The organism is Dorea chungnamensis, assembly GCF_039832125.1.
In the GTDB taxonomy this organism is placed as follows: Bacteria; Bacillota; Clostridia; order Lachnospirales; family Lachnospiraceae; genus JAFBIX01.
This window is the reverse complement of sequence record NZ_JBDOHT010000004.1, coordinates 24,341-41,347: the sequence shown is the minus strand read 5'-3', so window position 1 is coordinate 41,347 and position 17,007 is coordinate 24,341. Positions and strand designations below refer to the sequence as shown.

The window sequence follows — 17,007 nt, the reverse complement described above, 5'->3', positions numbered from 1 at the left end:
AGAATGTATTTAAAAAGCATAGAAGTGCAAGGGTTTAAATCATTTGCACACAAGATTAAATTTGACTTCCATAACGGGATTACAGGCATTGTAGGACCGAACGGAAGCGGCAAGAGTAATGTTGCGGACGCCGTGCGATGGGTGCTTGGAGAACAGCGTGTAAAACAATTGCGTGGTGGAAGTATGCAAGATGTTATTTTCTCCGGTACGGAGAATCGGAAGCCTCTAAGTTATGCTTCTGTGGCAATTACACTGGATAATTCAGATCATCAGCTCCCGATTGATTATGAAGAAGTAACAGTCGCCAGAAAACTATATCGTTCTGGAGAAAGTGAATATTTAATCAATGGGAGCGCCTGTCGTTTAAAAGATGTCAATGAGTTATTCTACGATACCGGAATTGGAAAAGAAGGTTATTCTATTATTGGTCAGGGACAGATTGACAAAATCCTAAGCGGTAAGCCAGAGGAACGAAGAGAATTATTCGATGAAGCAGCTGGAATTGTAAAATTCAAACGCCGAAAAAACATGTCCGTCAAAAAGTTGGAAGAAGAACGGCAGAATCTTTTGCGGGTAAATGATATTTTAGCAGAGCTTGAGAAGCAGGTCGGACCTCTGGAGAGACAGGCAGAGACGGCAAAAGAATACTTAAAAAAGAAAGAACAGTTGAAAACGTATGATATTAACATGTTCTTACTTGAGACTGAGAGACTACAGGAACAGATTCAGGGAATTGATGAAAAGCTTGACGTGACCAGAGAAGAACTTGGAGAAGCAAGCAGTCAATATGATGCCATGAAAACAGAATATGAATCTGTGGAAGAACAAGTTGATGGCATTGATGCATCGATTGAAAAAGCGAAAAGTCAGCTCAATGAGACTAATATGTTGAAACAGCAGCTTGAGAATCAGATAGAATTGTTCAAAGAGCAGATTCGCAGTATGCATATGAATGATGCACATTACGATCAGCGTGCAAGAACTATCGATTCAGAAATAAATGTCCGTGAGGGTCAACTTCAAGAATTAAAGTCAGAACAGGAAGCGATCCAGAAACAGATGGATGAACAGATGCATCTTGAAGAACAGGCCAAAAAAGAGCTGATTGATGTTCAATCCAAGATTGCAGAAATCACTGCTTCTGTAGATAAAAATAAAAATGATATCATGGAATTGTTGAATAGCAGGGCATCTACTAAGGCAAAGATTCAAAAATACGATACCATGCTTGAGCAGATTCATGTCAGAAAGGCTGGAATGGATCGCCAGATTCAGGAATCTGAAACGGAGATCCGGGAACAGAGCAAAAAACTAAAAGGTTATCAGAATGAATTAAAAGAAGTATCTTCTAAGATTATTGAACTGTCTGAAGAGAGCAGTCAGTATGAGACGAAAATTGAAGAACTTCAGAAACGACTGGCAAAGCAGACGGAGCAATTTCGTATCGGACAGACAGCATTTCACAGAGAGCAATCCAGATTAGAATCTTTAAAAAATATTACTGAGCGTTATGATGGGTATGGTAATAGTATTCGAAAAGTAATGGACAATAGGGACAGAGAAAAAGGATTGTTAGGCGTTGTTGCTGATCTGATCAAAGTGGATAAAAATTATGAGATTGCCATTGAGACAGCACTTGGAGGTAATATTCAGAATATTGTAACTACAGATGAAGAAACAGCCAAACGGATGATTCAGTTCTTGAAAAAGAACAAGTTTGGACGTGCAACATTTCTTCCGTTGACTACAATTCATGCCTATTCAGGAATCGGGAAGCCGGAAGCCTTACATGAACAAGGCGTTATCGGTACTGCGAATACACTTGTAAAGGTGGAAAGCCAGTATAAATCATTAGCAGATTATTTGCTTGGAAGGACGCTTGTTGTTGACCATATTGATCATGGAATTGCAATTGCAAAAAAGTACAAACAATCTATACGCATTGTAACGTTAGAGGGAGAATTGATTAATCCTGGAGGTTCCATGACTGGTGGAGCTTTTAAAAATTCCAGCAATCTGTTGAGCAGACGACGTGAAATAGAGGAGTTTGAAAAAACAGTTAAAAAACTGAAGCAAGAGATGGATGAGATGGAAGCGTCTTCCGAAGCCTTGCGAAAAGAGCGTGCTGGTTATTATGAGAAACTGGATGAGATCAGTAACAAACTCCAGAAAGCATACGTCATTCAGAACACGGCAAAAATGAATGCCGATCAGGCAGCATCTAGAATGAAAAATGCAAATGAGATTTCTGAGCAGACTAGAATAGAGTCAGAAAGGCTGGATGAACAGATTACAGACATTATTGATAATCAGGAATCCATCAATGTTGAGTTAGATACATCAGAAACGCTTGAAAAGGATCTGACAGAACGAATTGAAAAAGAACAGAAAGTTCTTGATAAAGAACATGAAGAAGAGACTTTGAAGTTAAAAAGAACAGAAGAGATACATCTTGCATATGCCAGTCTGGAACAAAAATTTACATTCGTGATAGAGAATGTAAATCGTATTCAAGAAGAAATCGGTAAATTTCAGAATGAATTAAAAGAATTGGAGAAGAGTAAAGGTGGTACTTCAAAGGAAATCGAAGAAAAAGAGGAGCAGATCACAGAACTGCGACAGACTATAGAGAATTCAAAAGATTTATTTAAAGAGATTCAGAATGAAATAGAAAAATTCAAAAAAGAACGTGAAGAATTAAACCAAAAACACAAAGTATTCCTGCAAAAACGTGAAGATCTGTCCAAGCATATGTCAAGTCTTGATAAAGAAATATTCCGTCTGGAGAGTCAGAGAGAGAATTATGAGGCATCCTCTGACAAACAGATGAATTATATGTGGGAAGAATATGAGATTACGTTTAACCATGCAAGAGAGTTAAGAGACAAAAATCTGACGGATCTTGCAAAGATGAAAAAGAGGATACAGGAATTAAAAAGTGAGATCCGTGCACTTGGAAATGTGAATGTTAACGCGATAGAAGAATATAAGAGTGTATCCGAACGATATGAATTCTTAAAAGGACAGTATGATGATCTGGTGGAGGCAGAAGCAACGCTGGAACAGATCATTGAAGAACTTGATACTGCGATGCGTAAACAGTTTCAGGAGCAGTTTGCCTTGATAGCCAAGGAATTTGATACAGTATTTAAAGAGTTGTTTGGCGGTGGAAAAGGTACATTGGAGCTGATGGAAGATGAAGATATTCTGGAAGCGGGTATTCGAATCATTGCTCAGCCGCCAGGAAAGAAATTGCAGAATATGATGCAATTATCCGGCGGCGAGAAAGCTTTGACGGCTATTGCGCTATTATTTGCTATTCAAAATTTAAAACCATCCCCGTTCTGTCTGCTGGATGAGATTGAGGCGGCATTGGATGATAACAATGTTGTGAGGTTTGCGCAATATTTGCATAAATTAACGAAACATACACAGTTCATTGTAATTACACACCGAAGGGGAACAATGACTGCTGCCGACAGACTGTATGGTATTACTATGCAGGAAAAAGGTGTATCTACACTTGTATCTGTAAGTTTGTTAGAAGATGAGTTGGAGCAATAGGAGGACGATATGACAGAAGAGAATAAGGAAAATATAGGTTTTTTTAAACGTCTGGTCTCAGGTCTCAGTAAGACGAGGGATAATATTGTATCTGGGATGGACAGTATTTTTAATGGATTTTCTCATATAGATGATGAGTTCTATGAAGAGCTGGAAGAAGTTCTAATCATGGGAGATCTTGGTGTTCAGGCTACTTATGATATTCTGGATGATTTGAAAACCAAAGTAAAAGAGCAGCATATCAAAGAACCTTCACAATGCAGACAGATATTGATTGACAGTATCAAAGAACAGATGGATGTAGGTGAAACTGCTTATGAGTTCGAGAAAAAGACGTCGGTTGTTATGGTAATCGGAGTCAATGGTGTCGGAAAGACTACAACAATTGGAAAATTAGCCGGTAAACTCCGGGCACAAAATAAGAAAGTTATATTGGCTGCTGCGGATACGTTTCGAGCTGCAGCGGGGGAGCAGTTAAAAGAATGGGCAAACCGGGCACAGGCAGATCTGATCGGTGGACAGGAAGGTTCTGATCCTGCGTCGGTTGTATATGATGCGGTTGCGGCTGCTAAGGCCAGACATGCGGATGTGCTGTTATGTGACACTGCCGGAAGACTCCACAATAAGAAGAACTTGATGGAAGAATTAAAGAAAATGAATCGAATTATTGATCGTGAGTATCCAGAAGCATTTCGGGAAACATTGGTCGTTCTAGATGCTACAACAGGTCAGAATGCATTGCAGCAGGCAAAAGAATTTAATGAAGTAGCAGACATCACAGGAATCATTTTGACAAAAATGGACGGAACTGCCAAAGGGGGGATTGCTGTGGCAATACAGGCTGAACTTGGGATTCCAGTCAAATATATTGGCGTAGGGGAGACTATAGATGATCTTCAGAAATTTGACGCAGATACTTTTGTAAACGCTTTATTTACAGCAGAATAAGAGAGGAGAAATATTCAATGCTTACATTAGAAAAATTTGAAGAAGCCAGTGAACTTGTAAAAAAGGTTACAAATCCGACAAAATTGGTATATAGTGAATACCTTAGTCAGCAGACTGGCGGAAAGATTTATTTGAAACCGGAAAATATGCAGTATACAGGTGCATATAAAGTAAGGGGGGCATATTATAAGATTAGCACGATGACAGAAGAAGCGCGTGAAAAAGGATTGATTACTGCGTCTGCAGGAAATCATGCTCAGGGAGTTGCGTACGCTGCTCAGAAGTTTGGCTGCAAAGCAACGATTGTAATGCCAACGGTCACTCCGCTTATCAAAGTAAATCGAACGAAAAGCTATGGAGCAGAAGTGATCTTACATGGGGATGTCTATGATGATGCTTGCGAATATGCATTGAAACTTGCAGAAGAAAATGGCTATACGTTTGTACATCCATTTGACGATCTGGCAATCGCAACAGGTCAGGGTACGATTGCGATGGAGATTGTTCAGGAATTACCTACAGTTGATTATATTCTGGTGCCGGTTGGCGGCGGCGGTCTGGTGACAGGTGTATCAACGCTTGCGAAAATGCTGAATCCTAAGATTAAGGTAATTGGTGTAGAACCTGCTGCCGCAGCAAGCATGAAAGCGGCTCTGGAAGCAGGAGAGCCTGTTACCCTAGATAGTGCTAATACAATTGCAGACGGTACCGCTGTAAAGCGTGTTGGAGAAAAGATTTTTCCGTATGCAAAAGAGAATATCGACAGTGTCCTGACGGTTGCTGATGATGAATTGATTGCCGTATTTTTGGATATGGTAGAGAACCATAAGATGATAGTAGAGAATTCGGGTCTGCTGACAGTTGCAGCTCTGCGTCAGCTTGATTTGAAAGGTAAAAAGGCAGTTGCAATCTTAAGTGGTGGAAATATGGATGTAATCACCATGTCTTCTATTGTACAGCATGGTTTGATACAACGAGACAGAATCTTCTCTGTATCCGTACTTCTTCCGGATAAACCAGGTGAATTGGTACGAGTTGCGGCAACCATCGCCAATGCACAGGGAAATGTTATCAAGTTGGAACATAATCAGTTCGTAAGTACCAACCGAAATGCGGCAGTAGAACTTCGTATCACTATGGAGGCGTTCGGAACAGAACATAAACATGATATACTGATGGCACTTGAAGATGAAGGATTCCGTCCAAGAGAGATTGGAGCAAAGCTATACTAAAATGAGATGAGAATTCACAACATTAAAGAGACAGAAAATTTGTTAGAATTTTCTGTCTCTTTTTGTATAAAGAGAGAAAAATTCCCCTTGACACAAAATGTATAATTGTATACAATTATACACATTAAGATATAAAATAATGTTTTGTTTTGGTAATGTCATTTTAAGGAGTGTGTATTATGGAAAATAGAAAAGTTTATTTGGACAAGCATTCGAATTTGCTTCAATTGGAGGAGCATATGTATCCTCTGGTCGATGTTGATACACCGAATGTATTCCGGAATCTATTTCATTATGATGAGATTCCGAAGATTGCATTTAACGATCGTATTGTACCCCATAGTATGCCGGATGAAATCTGGATTACAGACACTACATTTCGTGATGGTCAGCAGTCTCGCGCGCCATATAGCACAGAACAGATTGTGACACTCTATGACTATTTTCATAAACTAGGTGGACCGAAGGGAAAGATTCGCCAGAGTGAATTCTTTTTGTATAGCAAGAAGGATCGGGATGCAGTATATAGGTGTATGGAAAAAGGATATAAGTTTCCGGAAGTGACTAGTTGGATCCGCGCAAGTAAAAAGGATTTTGAACTGGTAAAAGAGATTGGAATGAAAGAAACTGGAATTCTAGTAAGCTGTTCTGATTATCATATCTTTTATAAATTAAAGATGACAAGAAGAGAGTGTATGAATCATTACTTATCAGTGATCCGTGAATGTCTGGAAACTGGAGTGAGCCCGAGATGCCATCTGGAAGATATTACGCGTTCTGATATCTATGGTTTCGTTATTCCATTTTGTCTGGAACTTATGAAATTAATGGATGAATATAAGATTCCAGTGAAGATTCGTGTCTGTGATACGATGGGATATGGAGTAAACTATCCAGGAGCTGTGATTCCAAGATCTATTCCTGGAATTATCTATGGACTTCGTGTTCATGCGGGTGTGCCAAGCGAATTAATTGAGTTCCATGGTCACAATGATTTTTATAAAGCAGTCAGTAACTCTACAACTGCATGGTTATATGGTGCAAGCGGTGTAAACTGTTCACTTTTTGGCATTGGAGAACGTACTGGCAATACACCTTTGGAAGCTATGGTATTTGAATATGCACAGTTAAGAGGAACATTGGATGGTATGGATACAACGGTAATTACAGATCTTGCAGAGTATTACGAGAAAGAGATAGGATATCAGCTTCCGTCAAGGACACCATTTGTAGGAAAGAATTTTAATGTTACCAGAGCGGGTATTCATGCAGATGGACTATTAAAAAATGAAGAGATTTATAATATATTTGATACAGATAAATTCCTCAAACGACCACCGTTGGTTGCAGTATCCAATACATCTGGTCTTGCTGGGATTGCGCATTGGATCAATACGTACTTTCATCTGCCTGAAGAAAAACAAGTAGATAAAAATTCAGAATTAGTAATAATGGTGAAGGCATGGGTAGATAAAGAGTATGAGGAAGGCCGTGTTACGGTACTGACAGATAATGAATTGCTTGTTGTTATTGATGATGCATGTAAACAGCTTGGAGTCAGCCTTGTCCAGGAGAAATAGAATCGAAGAAGGAGCAGAACATGGAAGAATATCAAGACCATTCTCTTAGAGGAAAGGTATTTCAAAAACTCCGTGAAGATATTCTCTCTGGAGTATATAAAGATGATGATGAATTAAGAGAGATTTCCATTGGAGAAGAAATGGGAGTCAGCAGAACGCCAGTTAGGGAGGCGCTTAGACAGTTGGAGCTAGAGGGGCTGGTGACGATCATTCCTAATAAGGGAGCTTATGTAAAAGGTATTACTCAAAAAGATGTACATGATATTTATAAAATAAGATCTCTTTTGGAAGGCTTATGTGCAAGATGGGCGACAGATAATATTTCCGATGAACAGATAGAAGAATTAGAGGAGATTATTCTATTGTCAGAGTTTCATTTGCAAAAAAAGAGTGAAGGAAAAGCGGCACAGGTATCTGAATTGGATGGTAAATTTCATAAAGTCTTGTATGAGGCATCCAACAGTCGTATACTAGAACATGTATTATCTGATTTTCACAAATATGTGAAGATGGCACGTACTTTGTCGGTAGGTGCCAAGGACAGAGCACAGAAATCAATCGAGGAACATAAAGGTATTCTTGAGGCAATTAAGAATAAAGACGCTGATCAGGCTGAAATGCTTGCGAATCAGCATATCATGAATGTTATGGAGAACCTCCATATGGAGAAGTAAATCAAAAAGGAGAGAAGCAAGATGGCAAAGATTAAGATGACAACACCAATTGTAGAGATGGATGGAGATGAGATGACAAGAATCTTGTGGAAGATGATCAAAGAGAATCTTCTGGAACCATTTATTGAACTGAACACGGAGTATTATGATCTTGGACTGGAACACAGAAATGAGACCAATGACCAGGTAACCATCGATTCTGCAAATGCTACTAAAAAATATAAAGTAGCAGTGAAATGTGCAACAATCACACCAAATGCCGCACGTATGACAGAATATAATCTAAAAGAAATGTGGAAGAGTCCGAATGGAACAATCCGTGCTATTCTTGACGGAACAGTATTTCGCGCTCCAATTGTGGTAAAGGGAATAGAACCTTGTGTGAAGAATTGGAAGAAACCAATTACAATAGCGAGACATGCTTATGGTGACGTTTATAAGAATACGGAGATGAAGATTCCGGGACCTGGAAAAGTAGAACTGGTTTATACTGCCGAAGATGGAACAGAAACGAGAGAACTGGTACATAATTATGCAGGACCAGGTGTTGCACAGGGAATGCACAATCTGTGCGGATCCATTGAAAGTTTTGCAAGAAGCTGCTTCAATTATGCTCTGGATACCAAGCAGGATCTGTGGTTTGCGACGAAAGATACGATTTCTAAAAAATATGATCATACATTCAAAGATATTTTCCAGGAAATCTATGATGCAGAATATGCAGAAAAATTTGAAAAAGCTGGTATCGTATATTTCTATACGTTGATTGATGATGCAGTTGCCCGCGTTATGAAATCAGAAGGCGGATATATCTGGGCATGTAAGAACTATGACGGAGATGTAATGAGTGATATGGTTTCTTCCGCATTCGGTTCATTGGCTATGATGACCTCTGTACTGGTATCTCCAGAAGGTTATTATGAATATGAAGCTGCACATGGAACAGTACAGCGTCATTATTATAAACACTTAAAAGGAGAAGAAACATCAACCAATTCAGTTGCCACTATATTTGCATGGACCGGAGCGTTGAGAAAACGTGGTGAATTAGACAGCAATCAGGAATTGATGGATTTTGCAGATAAGCTTGAAAAAGCAACGATCGACACAATTGAAGAAGGAAAAATGACCAAAGATCTTGCTTTAATTACAACTTTAGAGAATCCAACTGTGTTGAATAGTGAAGAGTTTATAAAAGCAATTGCTGAGAAATTGTAGTAATTAATAGTAAAAAGGGGACGTAGTAAAATTAACTTTTACTACGTCCCCTTTTTACATTTAGGGTGTACCCAAATGAAAAATATGTTATACTTGTTCCCAGGAAGGAGTTGTGTATCGTGAAGAGTAATTGTGAATCATGTGCTCATTATGAATATGATGAGGACTATGAATGTTTCACTTGTCAGATGGCATTAGATGAGGATGAATTGTATCGATTTGTGACCAATACATATTACGATTGCCCATATTATAGTTATGGCGATGAATATACGATTGTTAGACATCAGATGTAGATTATATGAATGGGGGAAGTATAGAAGATGAATATATTGATGATTAATGGAACTATGCGAAAGGGTTCTACTTATCATGTGGGAAAAATGTTGATTGATAAGATTGCTACAAAGGAGGATCAGGTAATTGAACTATTTCTACCGAAGGATATGCCTGAGTTTTGCAGAGGCTGTGGAAGATGTATTATGGAAGATGAGACAAAATGTTTTGATTATCTAATGTACATGAAGCGGTTGACTGGCTTGATTGATAAAGCTGACCTGTTGATTCTGACTTCACCGGTTCATGTCATGCATGTAACGGGAGCGATGAAATCTATGTTGGATCATTATGGATATCGTTTTATGGTTCACAGACCGGGAGCTTCTATGTTTCGAAAACAGGCAGTGTGTATTGCAACTGCCGCGGGAGGCGGCGTGAGATCTACGCTTAAGGATATGAAGATTAGTCTCCAGTTCTGGGGTGCCGCTAGAGTGTATACCTACGGAATGTCGGTGGCATCGCTTGGTTGGGATGGTGTCAGTGCAGATAAGAAAGAGCGGATTGACAGAGATTTGAGTAAGCTTGTATTAAAGATTTCCAAAGATCCAGATGGAGTGAATCCAGGAATCAAGACTCGTGCTCTGTTCTATATTATGAGAAGCTTTCATAAAAAAGGAATGAGTCCGGTGGATGATAATTATTGGAAAGAAATGGGATGGCTTGGAAAAGAACGTCCATGGAAATTACTGAAAAAGGAAGAGCTGTAGCTATTCAGCCAGCTCTTCCCATTTTATATACAGCTCTTCAAGTTCTTCCGCAATAGCTGCCTTTTCATTGGCTAATTCCTGACATTTAATGGAACTTGTAAAAATATCTTCCTGCAACATCATTTCGTCAATCTTAGCATCCCGCTCTTCAAGAGTAGTGATGCGTTCTTCGGTTTTCTTCAGTTCGTTTTTTCGTTTTCGCTCGCGAGCCTGTGCTTCTTTTTGTTCCTTCCAGTCGAGCTTAGAATCTGACACATTTGCTGCAACAGAGTCTTTGCCAGAAGATATAGCAGAATTTGCAGTTCCTGGAATATAAACAGAAGACGGGGCACCAGCATAAATGGTTGTTAGCTCGTCTTTTTTTTCAAGATAATAGTCATAATTCCCTATATAATTTACAAAAGTCTGATTCACCAGATCAAGGATCCTTGTTGCTGTCTGATTGATAAAATAACGATCGTGTGAAACATATAAGATAGTTCCGGTATAGTTGTTCAATGCTTTTTCCAGAATTTCTTTTGATGGAATATCCAAGTGGTTTGTTGGTTCGTCAAGAATCAGAAAATTAGCTTTCGAAAGCATCAGCTTCGCTAAAGATACTCTGCCACGTTCTCCACCGCTTAGGTCACCGATCCGTTTAAACACATCATCCCCAGTAAATAAAAAAGCGGCCAGCATATTTCTGATCTTCGTGTTAGTCAAATCCGGGTAATCATCTGAAATTTCGTCAAAAATGGTTTTTTCCATATGTAGTACATGGTGTTCCTGATCATAGTATCCGATCGCTACATTAGTTCCCAATGTAAATGTACCGGAATCTGCTGATATTACCTGATTTAAGATTTTTAAAAGTGTTGTTTTCCCCGTTCCATTGTCACCGATGATTGCAACATGTTCCCCGCGTTTAATGTCAAAACTTATATCTTGAAACAGAACTTGATTTGGAAATGATTTACTTAGATGTTCAACAGACAGAACATCGTTACCGCTGACACAAGAAGGCTCTAATGTTAAGTGAATCTCATTATTTGCTTCCAAGGGTTTCTCTACAGGACGGATCTTTTCCAACATCTTTTCACGGCTTTCTGCACGTTTGATAGATTTCTCACGATTAAAAGAACGAAGCTTTTCAATTACGGCTTCCTGATGCTTTATTTCTTGCTGCTGATTTAAATATTCTTTTATCTGAGCATCACGAAGCTGCTGCTTTTTGGCAGCATAATCACTGTAATTTCCATTATAGGTCATCAATTTTCCAGATTCGATTTCTAAGACCTTAGTCACTACTTTGTTCAAAAAGTAACGGTCATGAGATACGATCAGAACGGCTCCTGGATAATTCAGAAGATAAGTTTCTAACCAAGCTATAGAGTTTAGATCCAAGTGGTTAGTAGGCTCGTCCAAAAGCAAGATATCTGGCTTGGTGAGCAATAATTTACCAAGAGAGACGCGGGTTTTCTGACCCCCAGAAAGGGTATCTACGGGTTTAGAAAAATCATTTTCTGTAAAACCAAGACCTTTTAATACCCCGTTAATCTCACTTTCATATGCATAACCATTCTGGCGTTCAAAAGAAGCTGTCAGACGATTATATGTTTCAAGGCGTGATGTCAATGCATCACCTTCTAAATGTTTTAATTCTAATTCGATGGAACGGATCTGTGTTTCCATTTCGATGATATCAGATTTGGCAAGTTTCACTTCTTCATAGATAGTGCTTCCACTTTGCATAGCCTGATGCTGTGCAAGATATCCCAAGGTTTTGCCTTTGGTTAAAATTACTTCTCCGCGGTCAGAAGGAAGCTCACCTACAATCATTTTAAAAAGCGTTGATTTTCCCGCTCCATTGGGACCAACAAGAGCTGCTTTTTCGTGATCTTCTATATGAAAAGAACCGTCAGCGATAATCACTTTTTCGCCGAAAGATTTACTGATTCCGTGACATGCTAATATCATATTATTTTCATATCCTCCTTTTTCACTCGTTTTCATTATAGCGAAAATAGGACAAAATACAACTAAAAGTTTGACTTTGTTCACACAATTCTATATAATATTTCTTAGAATGAAATGGAAGGTGAGACTATTGGAAGAGAGAGAGATTTCCCAGGCGGTCATCCGTAGATTGCCACGATACTATCGATACTTAGGAGAGCTACTTGAAAATGGAGTGGAGCGTATCTCGTCTAACGATTTGAGTAAGCGTATGAAAGTGACTGCATCTCAGATTCGTCAGGATCTTAACAATTTTGGTGGGTTCGGTCAGCAGGGCTATGGTTATAACGTTAAATATTTGTATACAGAGATTGGTAAGATTCTTGGCTTGGAAGAGGCTCATAATATGATTATTATAGGAGCTGGTAATTTAGGGCAGGCTCTTGCTAATTATGCAGCTTTTGAGAAGAGAGGATTTGTATTAAAAGGAATTTTTGATGTCAACCCAAGATTGGTGGGTGTTTCAATCAGAGGCGTGCCGATTCGTATGATGGATGAGTTAAAGACATTTGTCCAACAAAATGATGTTGAGATTGCAGTTTTGACTATTCCAAAGGATAAGGCAATTGAAGTGGCTAATATGCTGGTAGACAATGGTGTTCGTGCAATTTGGAATTTTGCCCATACAGATTTGAATCTGCCGGATCATATAATTGTTGAAAATGTACACTTGTCTGAAAGCTTAATGCAGTTATCATACAATATTAGCCGATATAACGAAGAACATAAGAAATAATAAGCAAAGACGTGTAATGACTGGCATGCGCAGACGGGCTGGTTTTTACACGTCCTTTTATATTATAAAATGAACTTGGAAGGTGAGATTATGCGATATCTGCTTAATGGAAATCAAATGAAAAAGGCGGATCAATATACAATACAGGAACTGGGAATTCCGTCTATGGAGTTAATGGAGCGTGCTGCAAAGAGATGTGTAGAGACTATGGAGGCGGAAAAGCTTGATCTGTCCAAAGCGTGTATCGTATGTGGTTCAGGGAATAATGGTGGTGATGGATTTGCGATAGCGAGACTTTTAAAGGAAAAAGGGTATCCTGTGACAGTTTGTTTTGTAGGAAATGAATCTCATCGTACGGATGAAACAAAACAGCAGATGAGTAAATTAAGGGAAACAGGTGTTGAGATATTCAAAGAGTACAAAGAAGATGAATATAGTATCATAATAGATGCGATGTTCGGTGTTGGACTTAGCCGTGAGATTATAGGAAAATATTTTCAGATTATTCAGAAGATGAATGAAGCAAAGGCTGTAAAATTTGCTGTAGATATGCCATCTGGAATATCTGCGAATCATGGAAGTGTCCTTGGAATTGCTTTCCGTGCAGATATTACGGTGACTTTTCAAATGGAAAAGCTGGGACTTGCAATCTATCCCGGAAAGGAATATTCTGGTAAAGTGATTGTAGCTGATATCGGAATCCATACGGAAAAAATAATTGCTACCGAAAAAACGGCATATACTTATGAGAAGAAGGAATATTGTAAATTTCTGCCAGCCAGAAAAGAAAATTCGAATAAAGGGACATATGGGAAGTTACTTGTAATTGCAGGAAGTAAAGGTATGTCTGGAGCGGCTTATCTGAATGCAAAAGCGGCATATATGTCTGGAGCAGGACTGGTACAGATCTATACACCGGAAGAAAATAGGATTATTTTACAGCAGCTCCTTCCGGAAGCAATTATTACAACTTATGACATTTTTGATAAGACTGAGTTGTTAAATCTTTTAACATGGGCAGATGCAGTTTGTATTGGATCTGGAATAGGAATCAGTGAGCGTTCCAGGAGAATATTGAAGGCAACTCTTGAGCATGTGAAAGTACCTTGTCTGATTGATGCAGATGGTTTGAACCTGATTGCGGAGCATAACGCTTATCTTCAAAAGATTCATCATACAGATTTTGTGATAACACCACATATGAAAGAGATGTCACGGCTGTTACATATAAGTGTAGAGGAATTAAAACAACATAGGATGGATATACTGGATTCATTTGTTCAAAAAAGTCAATGGACTTGTGTACTGAAAGATGCCAGAACTATTGTTGCATCAGTTTCTGAAGGAAACTATGTAAATATGTCGGGTAATTCGGCAATGGCAAAAGCTGGTTCTGGAGATGTACTGGCGGGAATAATAGCTGCGCTTTTGGCGCAAGGACTCAGTTGTAGGAAAGCCGCTGTTTTGGGAGCATACCTACATGGAAGAGCAGGTGATTATGCCCGTATCGATAAAGGAAGTTATAGTGTTTTGGCAAGAGATTTGACGGAGTATCTATCCAATGCATTTAAAGAGCAGGAGGAGGTAAAAAGTGAAGAATTATACGAGAGTCTGTGTAAGGATTGATCTTGATGCAATAGAATATAATATTGAGATGATGAAGGCAAATATACAAGATGGTGTTAAGATGCTGGCAGTTATTAAAACGGATGGATATGGGCATGGAGCTGTTCAGATAGCAAGGCTTCTTAGTACGAAAGAATACATCTGGGGTTATGCAGTCGCAACGCTTGAGGAAGCAGTTATCCTTCGCCACAGAGGTATCACAAAACCCATTCTCGTACTGGGATGTATCTTCCAGGATCAGAGGAGATCAATGATTGAGCATGAAATCCGTATGACTGTGTATACAGAGGAGATGGCAAGAGAAGTATCAGATCTCGCAGTCAGCATGGGAAAGAATGCCTATATTCATATCAAGTTGGACACAGGAATGTCACGGCTAGGTTTTCCAACCTGTCAAGAAAGTGTAGAGCATATTACGAACATTAGCAGGATGCCGAATCTCGTTATGGAAGGAATGTTTACACATTTTGCAAAAGCAGATGAGACGGATAAGTCATTTACCAGAAAACAGATGAAAGAGTATTGTTGGATGAAGGATGCTCTGACAAAAGAGGCAGTTACATTTACTTATTATCATTGTTCCAATAGTGCGGGGATCATTGATCTGGAAGAAACGAACATGGATCTGGTAAGAGCCGGAATCGCAACTTATGGAATGTATCCGTCTGAAGAAGTTGTTAAAGAAAATGTTCCTTTGAAGCCTGCGATGGAATTGATCAGCCATGTAGCACATGTCAAATGGGTCAAGACTGGGACGCCAATCAGCTATGGTGGAACTTTTGTTACGGATAAGCGTACCAGAGTTGCAACTATCCCGGTAGGATATGGGGACGGATATCCCAGAAGCTTATCTAACAAGGGGTATGTTCTCATCAAAGGGAAAAAAGCACCAATTCTGGGGCGTGTCTGCATGGATCAGTTTATGGTTGATGTGACAGAGATTTCAAATGTTCAATTCGGGGATAAGGTAACACTGATCGGTGAAGATGGATCAGAAAAACTTCCGGTAGAAGTATTAAGTGACCTGTCTGGCAGGTTTAACTATGAATTTGTATGTGCTCTGAGCAAACGTATCCCGAGAGAATACATTCGTCACGGTGAAGTTGTAGAACAAGTAGATTATTTTGCAGAATGAAGGAAATAAAACTCTATAGAATACATCCGAAAAAGATGGAAATACTAATTTTATCTTAAGAAAATCGGAGTGTGAATAGAGTGCAGGTAAGACGTGGAGATATATTTTATGCAGATTTAAGCCCGGTCGTAGGCTCTGAACAAGGGGGGATTCGTCCGGTTCTGATTATACAGAATGATGTGGGGAACCGACATAGCCCGACTGTCATCTGTGCGGCCATAACTTCACGAATGAATAAGGCAAAATTACCAACCCACGTGGAGATTGATGCGAGTAAATATCAAATTGTAAAGAATTCCGTCATTTTGTTAGAACAAATCAGAACAATTGATAAGCAGCGCCTTAAGGATATGGTATGCCATTTAGATAAAGAGATAATGAACAAAGTAGATGAGGCTTTAAAGGTGAGTTTTGAGCTTCATACATAGCAAAGGAGTATGAAACAAAGAGATATGGAACAAGGTAGTTTATTCCAAAGAATGAGACAGATATTCCAGTTGGAAGATGAAATGGACGAAGGAATGCAGCGTGAGGCCGCAGGTCTGATTCGTAATATTTTCCGCTATATGGATAAAGATGCAAAAGATATCATGACCCATCGAAAAAATATTGTTGCAATTGATGGCGACGAATGTTTAGAAGAGGCACTGAAATTTATGCTGGATGAAAATTATTCTAGGTTTCCAATTTTTCGGGAAGACATTGATGAGATTATCGGAATCATTCATTTGAGAGAAGCAATGACATGTTATCTTAGAAAGGAATTGAGAGGGACGCCTATAAAGGAGCTGAAAGAATACATAAGACCAGTTACATTTATTCCGGAGACAAAAAGCATTGACACATTATTTAAGGAAATGCAGGCAGAAAAGAATCACGTAGTTATTGTTCTGGATGAGTATGGACAAACCTCTGGACTTGTTACCATGGAAGATATTCTTGAAGAAATTGTGGGAAATATTCTGGATGAACATGATGAAGAGGAAGAAATGATCACAAAACAGTCAGACGGAAGTTATATGGCAAATGGTTTGACAGAGTTAGAAGATCTGGAAGATATGCTCCCGATTGTGTTTGAAAAAGAAGATTATGAGACCTTAAACGGATTTCTGATCGATCAGCTTGAAAGAATTCCAGCAGATGACGAACAATGTGTGATTGATTATGAAGGTTATCGATTTACAATTCTTCTCGTAGATAATAATACAATCCAAAGAGTTAAGATTGAAAAACTATCATAAAAGTGCTAAAAT

Annotated in this window: 14 protein-coding genes; 13 read left to right on the top strand and 1 reads right to left on the bottom strand. The window is 38.9% G+C overall.

Translation table 11 applies throughout. The annotated features are described in order from the left end of the window. The first annotated feature begins 3 nt into the window (after positions 1-3). The 8 genes from smc to ABE613_RS04700 all read left to right on the top strand — a co-directional run bounded on the left by smc (position 4) and on the right by ABE613_RS04700 (position 10,262). On the top strand, positions 4-3,564 hold the full coding sequence (gene smc, locus ABE613_RS04735) for a chromosome segregation protein SMC (protein ID WP_347375833.1): 3,561 nt from the start codon (positions 4-6) through the stop codon (positions 3,562-3,564). A 9-nt stretch (positions 3,565-3,573) separates the two neighbouring features. Then, positions 3,574-4,512, top strand: a complete 939-nt coding sequence (gene ftsY, locus ABE613_RS04730) for a signal recognition particle-docking protein FtsY (protein WP_347375832.1) — start codon at positions 3,574-3,576, stop codon at positions 4,510-4,512. A gap of 17 nt (positions 4,513-4,529) precedes the next feature. After that, complete coding sequence (gene ilvA / locus ABE613_RS04725; RefSeq protein ID WP_347375831.1) at positions 4,530-5,744, top strand: threonine ammonia-lyase; 1,215 nt, start codon at positions 4,530-4,532, stop codon at positions 5,742-5,744. A gap of 179 nt (positions 5,745-5,923) precedes the next feature. Then, the gene (locus ABE613_RS04720; protein WP_347375830.1) at positions 5,924-7,324 is read left to right on the top strand and encodes a hydroxymethylglutaryl-CoA lyase-like TIM-barrel protein; all 1,401 of its coding nucleotides are present in this window, start codon (positions 5,924-5,926) and stop codon (positions 7,322-7,324) included. Between the two features lie 20 nt (positions 7,325-7,344). Continuing rightward, a complete protein-coding gene (locus ABE613_RS04715) occupies positions 7,345-7,998 on the top strand; it encodes a GntR family transcriptional regulator (RefSeq protein ID WP_235233416.1) in 654 nt (217 codons plus the stop codon). A 21-nt stretch (positions 7,999-8,019) separates the two neighbouring features. Further along, positions 8,020-9,216 carry an NADP-dependent isocitrate dehydrogenase gene (locus tag ABE613_RS04710; protein ID WP_347375829.1) on the top strand — a complete coding sequence of 399 codons (1,197 nt, stop codon included), beginning with the start codon at positions 8,020-8,022 and terminating at the stop codon, positions 9,214-9,216. Between the two features lie 119 nt (positions 9,217-9,335). Further along, positions 9,336-9,512 carry a DUF6472 family protein gene (locus ABE613_RS04705; RefSeq protein WP_235233412.1) on the top strand — a complete coding sequence of 59 codons (177 nt, stop codon included), beginning with the start codon at positions 9,336-9,338 and terminating at the stop codon, positions 9,510-9,512. 27 nt (positions 9,513-9,539) lie between these two features. Further along, entirely contained in the window at positions 9,540-10,262 is a 723-nt protein-coding gene (locus tag ABE613_RS04700) for a flavodoxin family protein (protein WP_235233411.1), read from the top strand. On the opposite strand, the gene ABE613_RS04695 is transcribed toward ABE613_RS04700, so the two are convergent. After that, positions 10,263-12,218, bottom strand: a complete 1,956-nt coding sequence (locus ABE613_RS04695; RefSeq protein WP_235233452.1) for an ABC-F family ATP-binding cassette domain-containing protein — start codon at positions 12,216-12,218, stop codon at positions 10,263-10,265. 130 nt (positions 12,219-12,348) lie between these two features. On the opposite strand from ABE613_RS04695, the gene ABE613_RS04690 reads away from it, so the two are divergent. The 5 genes from ABE613_RS04690 to ABE613_RS04670 all read left to right on the top strand — a co-directional run bounded on the left by ABE613_RS04690 (position 12,349) and on the right by ABE613_RS04670 (position 16,995). Further along, entirely contained in the window at positions 12,349-12,993 is a 645-nt protein-coding gene (locus ABE613_RS04690; RefSeq protein ID WP_347375828.1) for a redox-sensing transcriptional repressor Rex, read from the top strand. Between the two features lie 90 nt (positions 12,994-13,083). Further along, a complete protein-coding gene (locus ABE613_RS04685; protein WP_347375827.1) occupies positions 13,084-14,619 on the top strand; it encodes an NAD(P)H-hydrate dehydratase in 1,536 nt (511 codons plus the stop codon). Next, a complete protein-coding gene (gene alr, locus ABE613_RS04680) occupies positions 14,585-15,754 on the top strand; it encodes an alanine racemase (protein ID WP_347375826.1) in 1,170 nt (389 codons plus the stop codon). Before ABE613_RS04685 ends, alr begins: the two co-directional genes overlap by 35 nt. Before the next feature lie 80 nt (positions 15,755-15,834). Then, positions 15,835-16,182, top strand: a complete 348-nt coding sequence (locus tag ABE613_RS04675) for a type II toxin-antitoxin system PemK/MazF family toxin (protein ID WP_235233450.1) — start codon at positions 15,835-15,837, stop codon at positions 16,180-16,182. Between the two features lie 24 nt (positions 16,183-16,206). After that, complete coding sequence (locus tag ABE613_RS04670; RefSeq protein ID WP_347375895.1) at positions 16,207-16,995, top strand: hemolysin family protein; 789 nt, start codon at positions 16,207-16,209, stop codon at positions 16,993-16,995. Positions 16,996-17,007: the final 12 nt, after the last annotated feature.

Coding starts and splice junctions, on each gene's coding strand:
- smc (WP_347375833.1), top strand. CDS start 4: ATGTATTTAAAAAGCATAGAAGTGCAAGGGTTTAAATCATTTGCACAC.
- ftsY (WP_347375832.1), top strand. CDS start 3,574: ATGACAGAAGAGAATAAGGAAAATATAGGTTTTTTTAAACGTCTGGTC.
- ilvA (WP_347375831.1), top strand. CDS start 4,530: ATGCTTACATTAGAAAAATTTGAAGAAGCCAGTGAACTTGTAAAAAAG.
- ABE613_RS04720 (WP_347375830.1), top strand. CDS start 5,924: ATGGAAAATAGAAAAGTTTATTTGGACAAGCATTCGAATTTGCTTCAA.
- ABE613_RS04715 (WP_235233416.1), top strand. CDS start 7,345: ATGGAAGAATATCAAGACCATTCTCTTAGAGGAAAGGTATTTCAAAAA.
- ABE613_RS04710 (WP_347375829.1), top strand. CDS start 8,020: ATGGCAAAGATTAAGATGACAACACCAATTGTAGAGATGGATGGAGAT.
- ABE613_RS04700 (WP_235233411.1), top strand. CDS start 9,540: ATGAATATATTGATGATTAATGGAACTATGCGAAAGGGTTCTACTTAT.
- ABE613_RS04695 (WP_235233452.1), bottom strand. CDS start 12,218: ATGATATTAGCATGTCACGGAATCAGTAAATCTTTCGGCGAAAAAGTG.
- ABE613_RS04685 (WP_347375827.1), top strand. CDS start 13,084: ATGCGATATCTGCTTAATGGAAATCAAATGAAAAAGGCGGATCAATAT.
- ABE613_RS04670 (WP_347375895.1), top strand. CDS start 16,207: ATGGAACAAGGTAGTTTATTCCAAAGAATGAGACAGATATTCCAGTTG.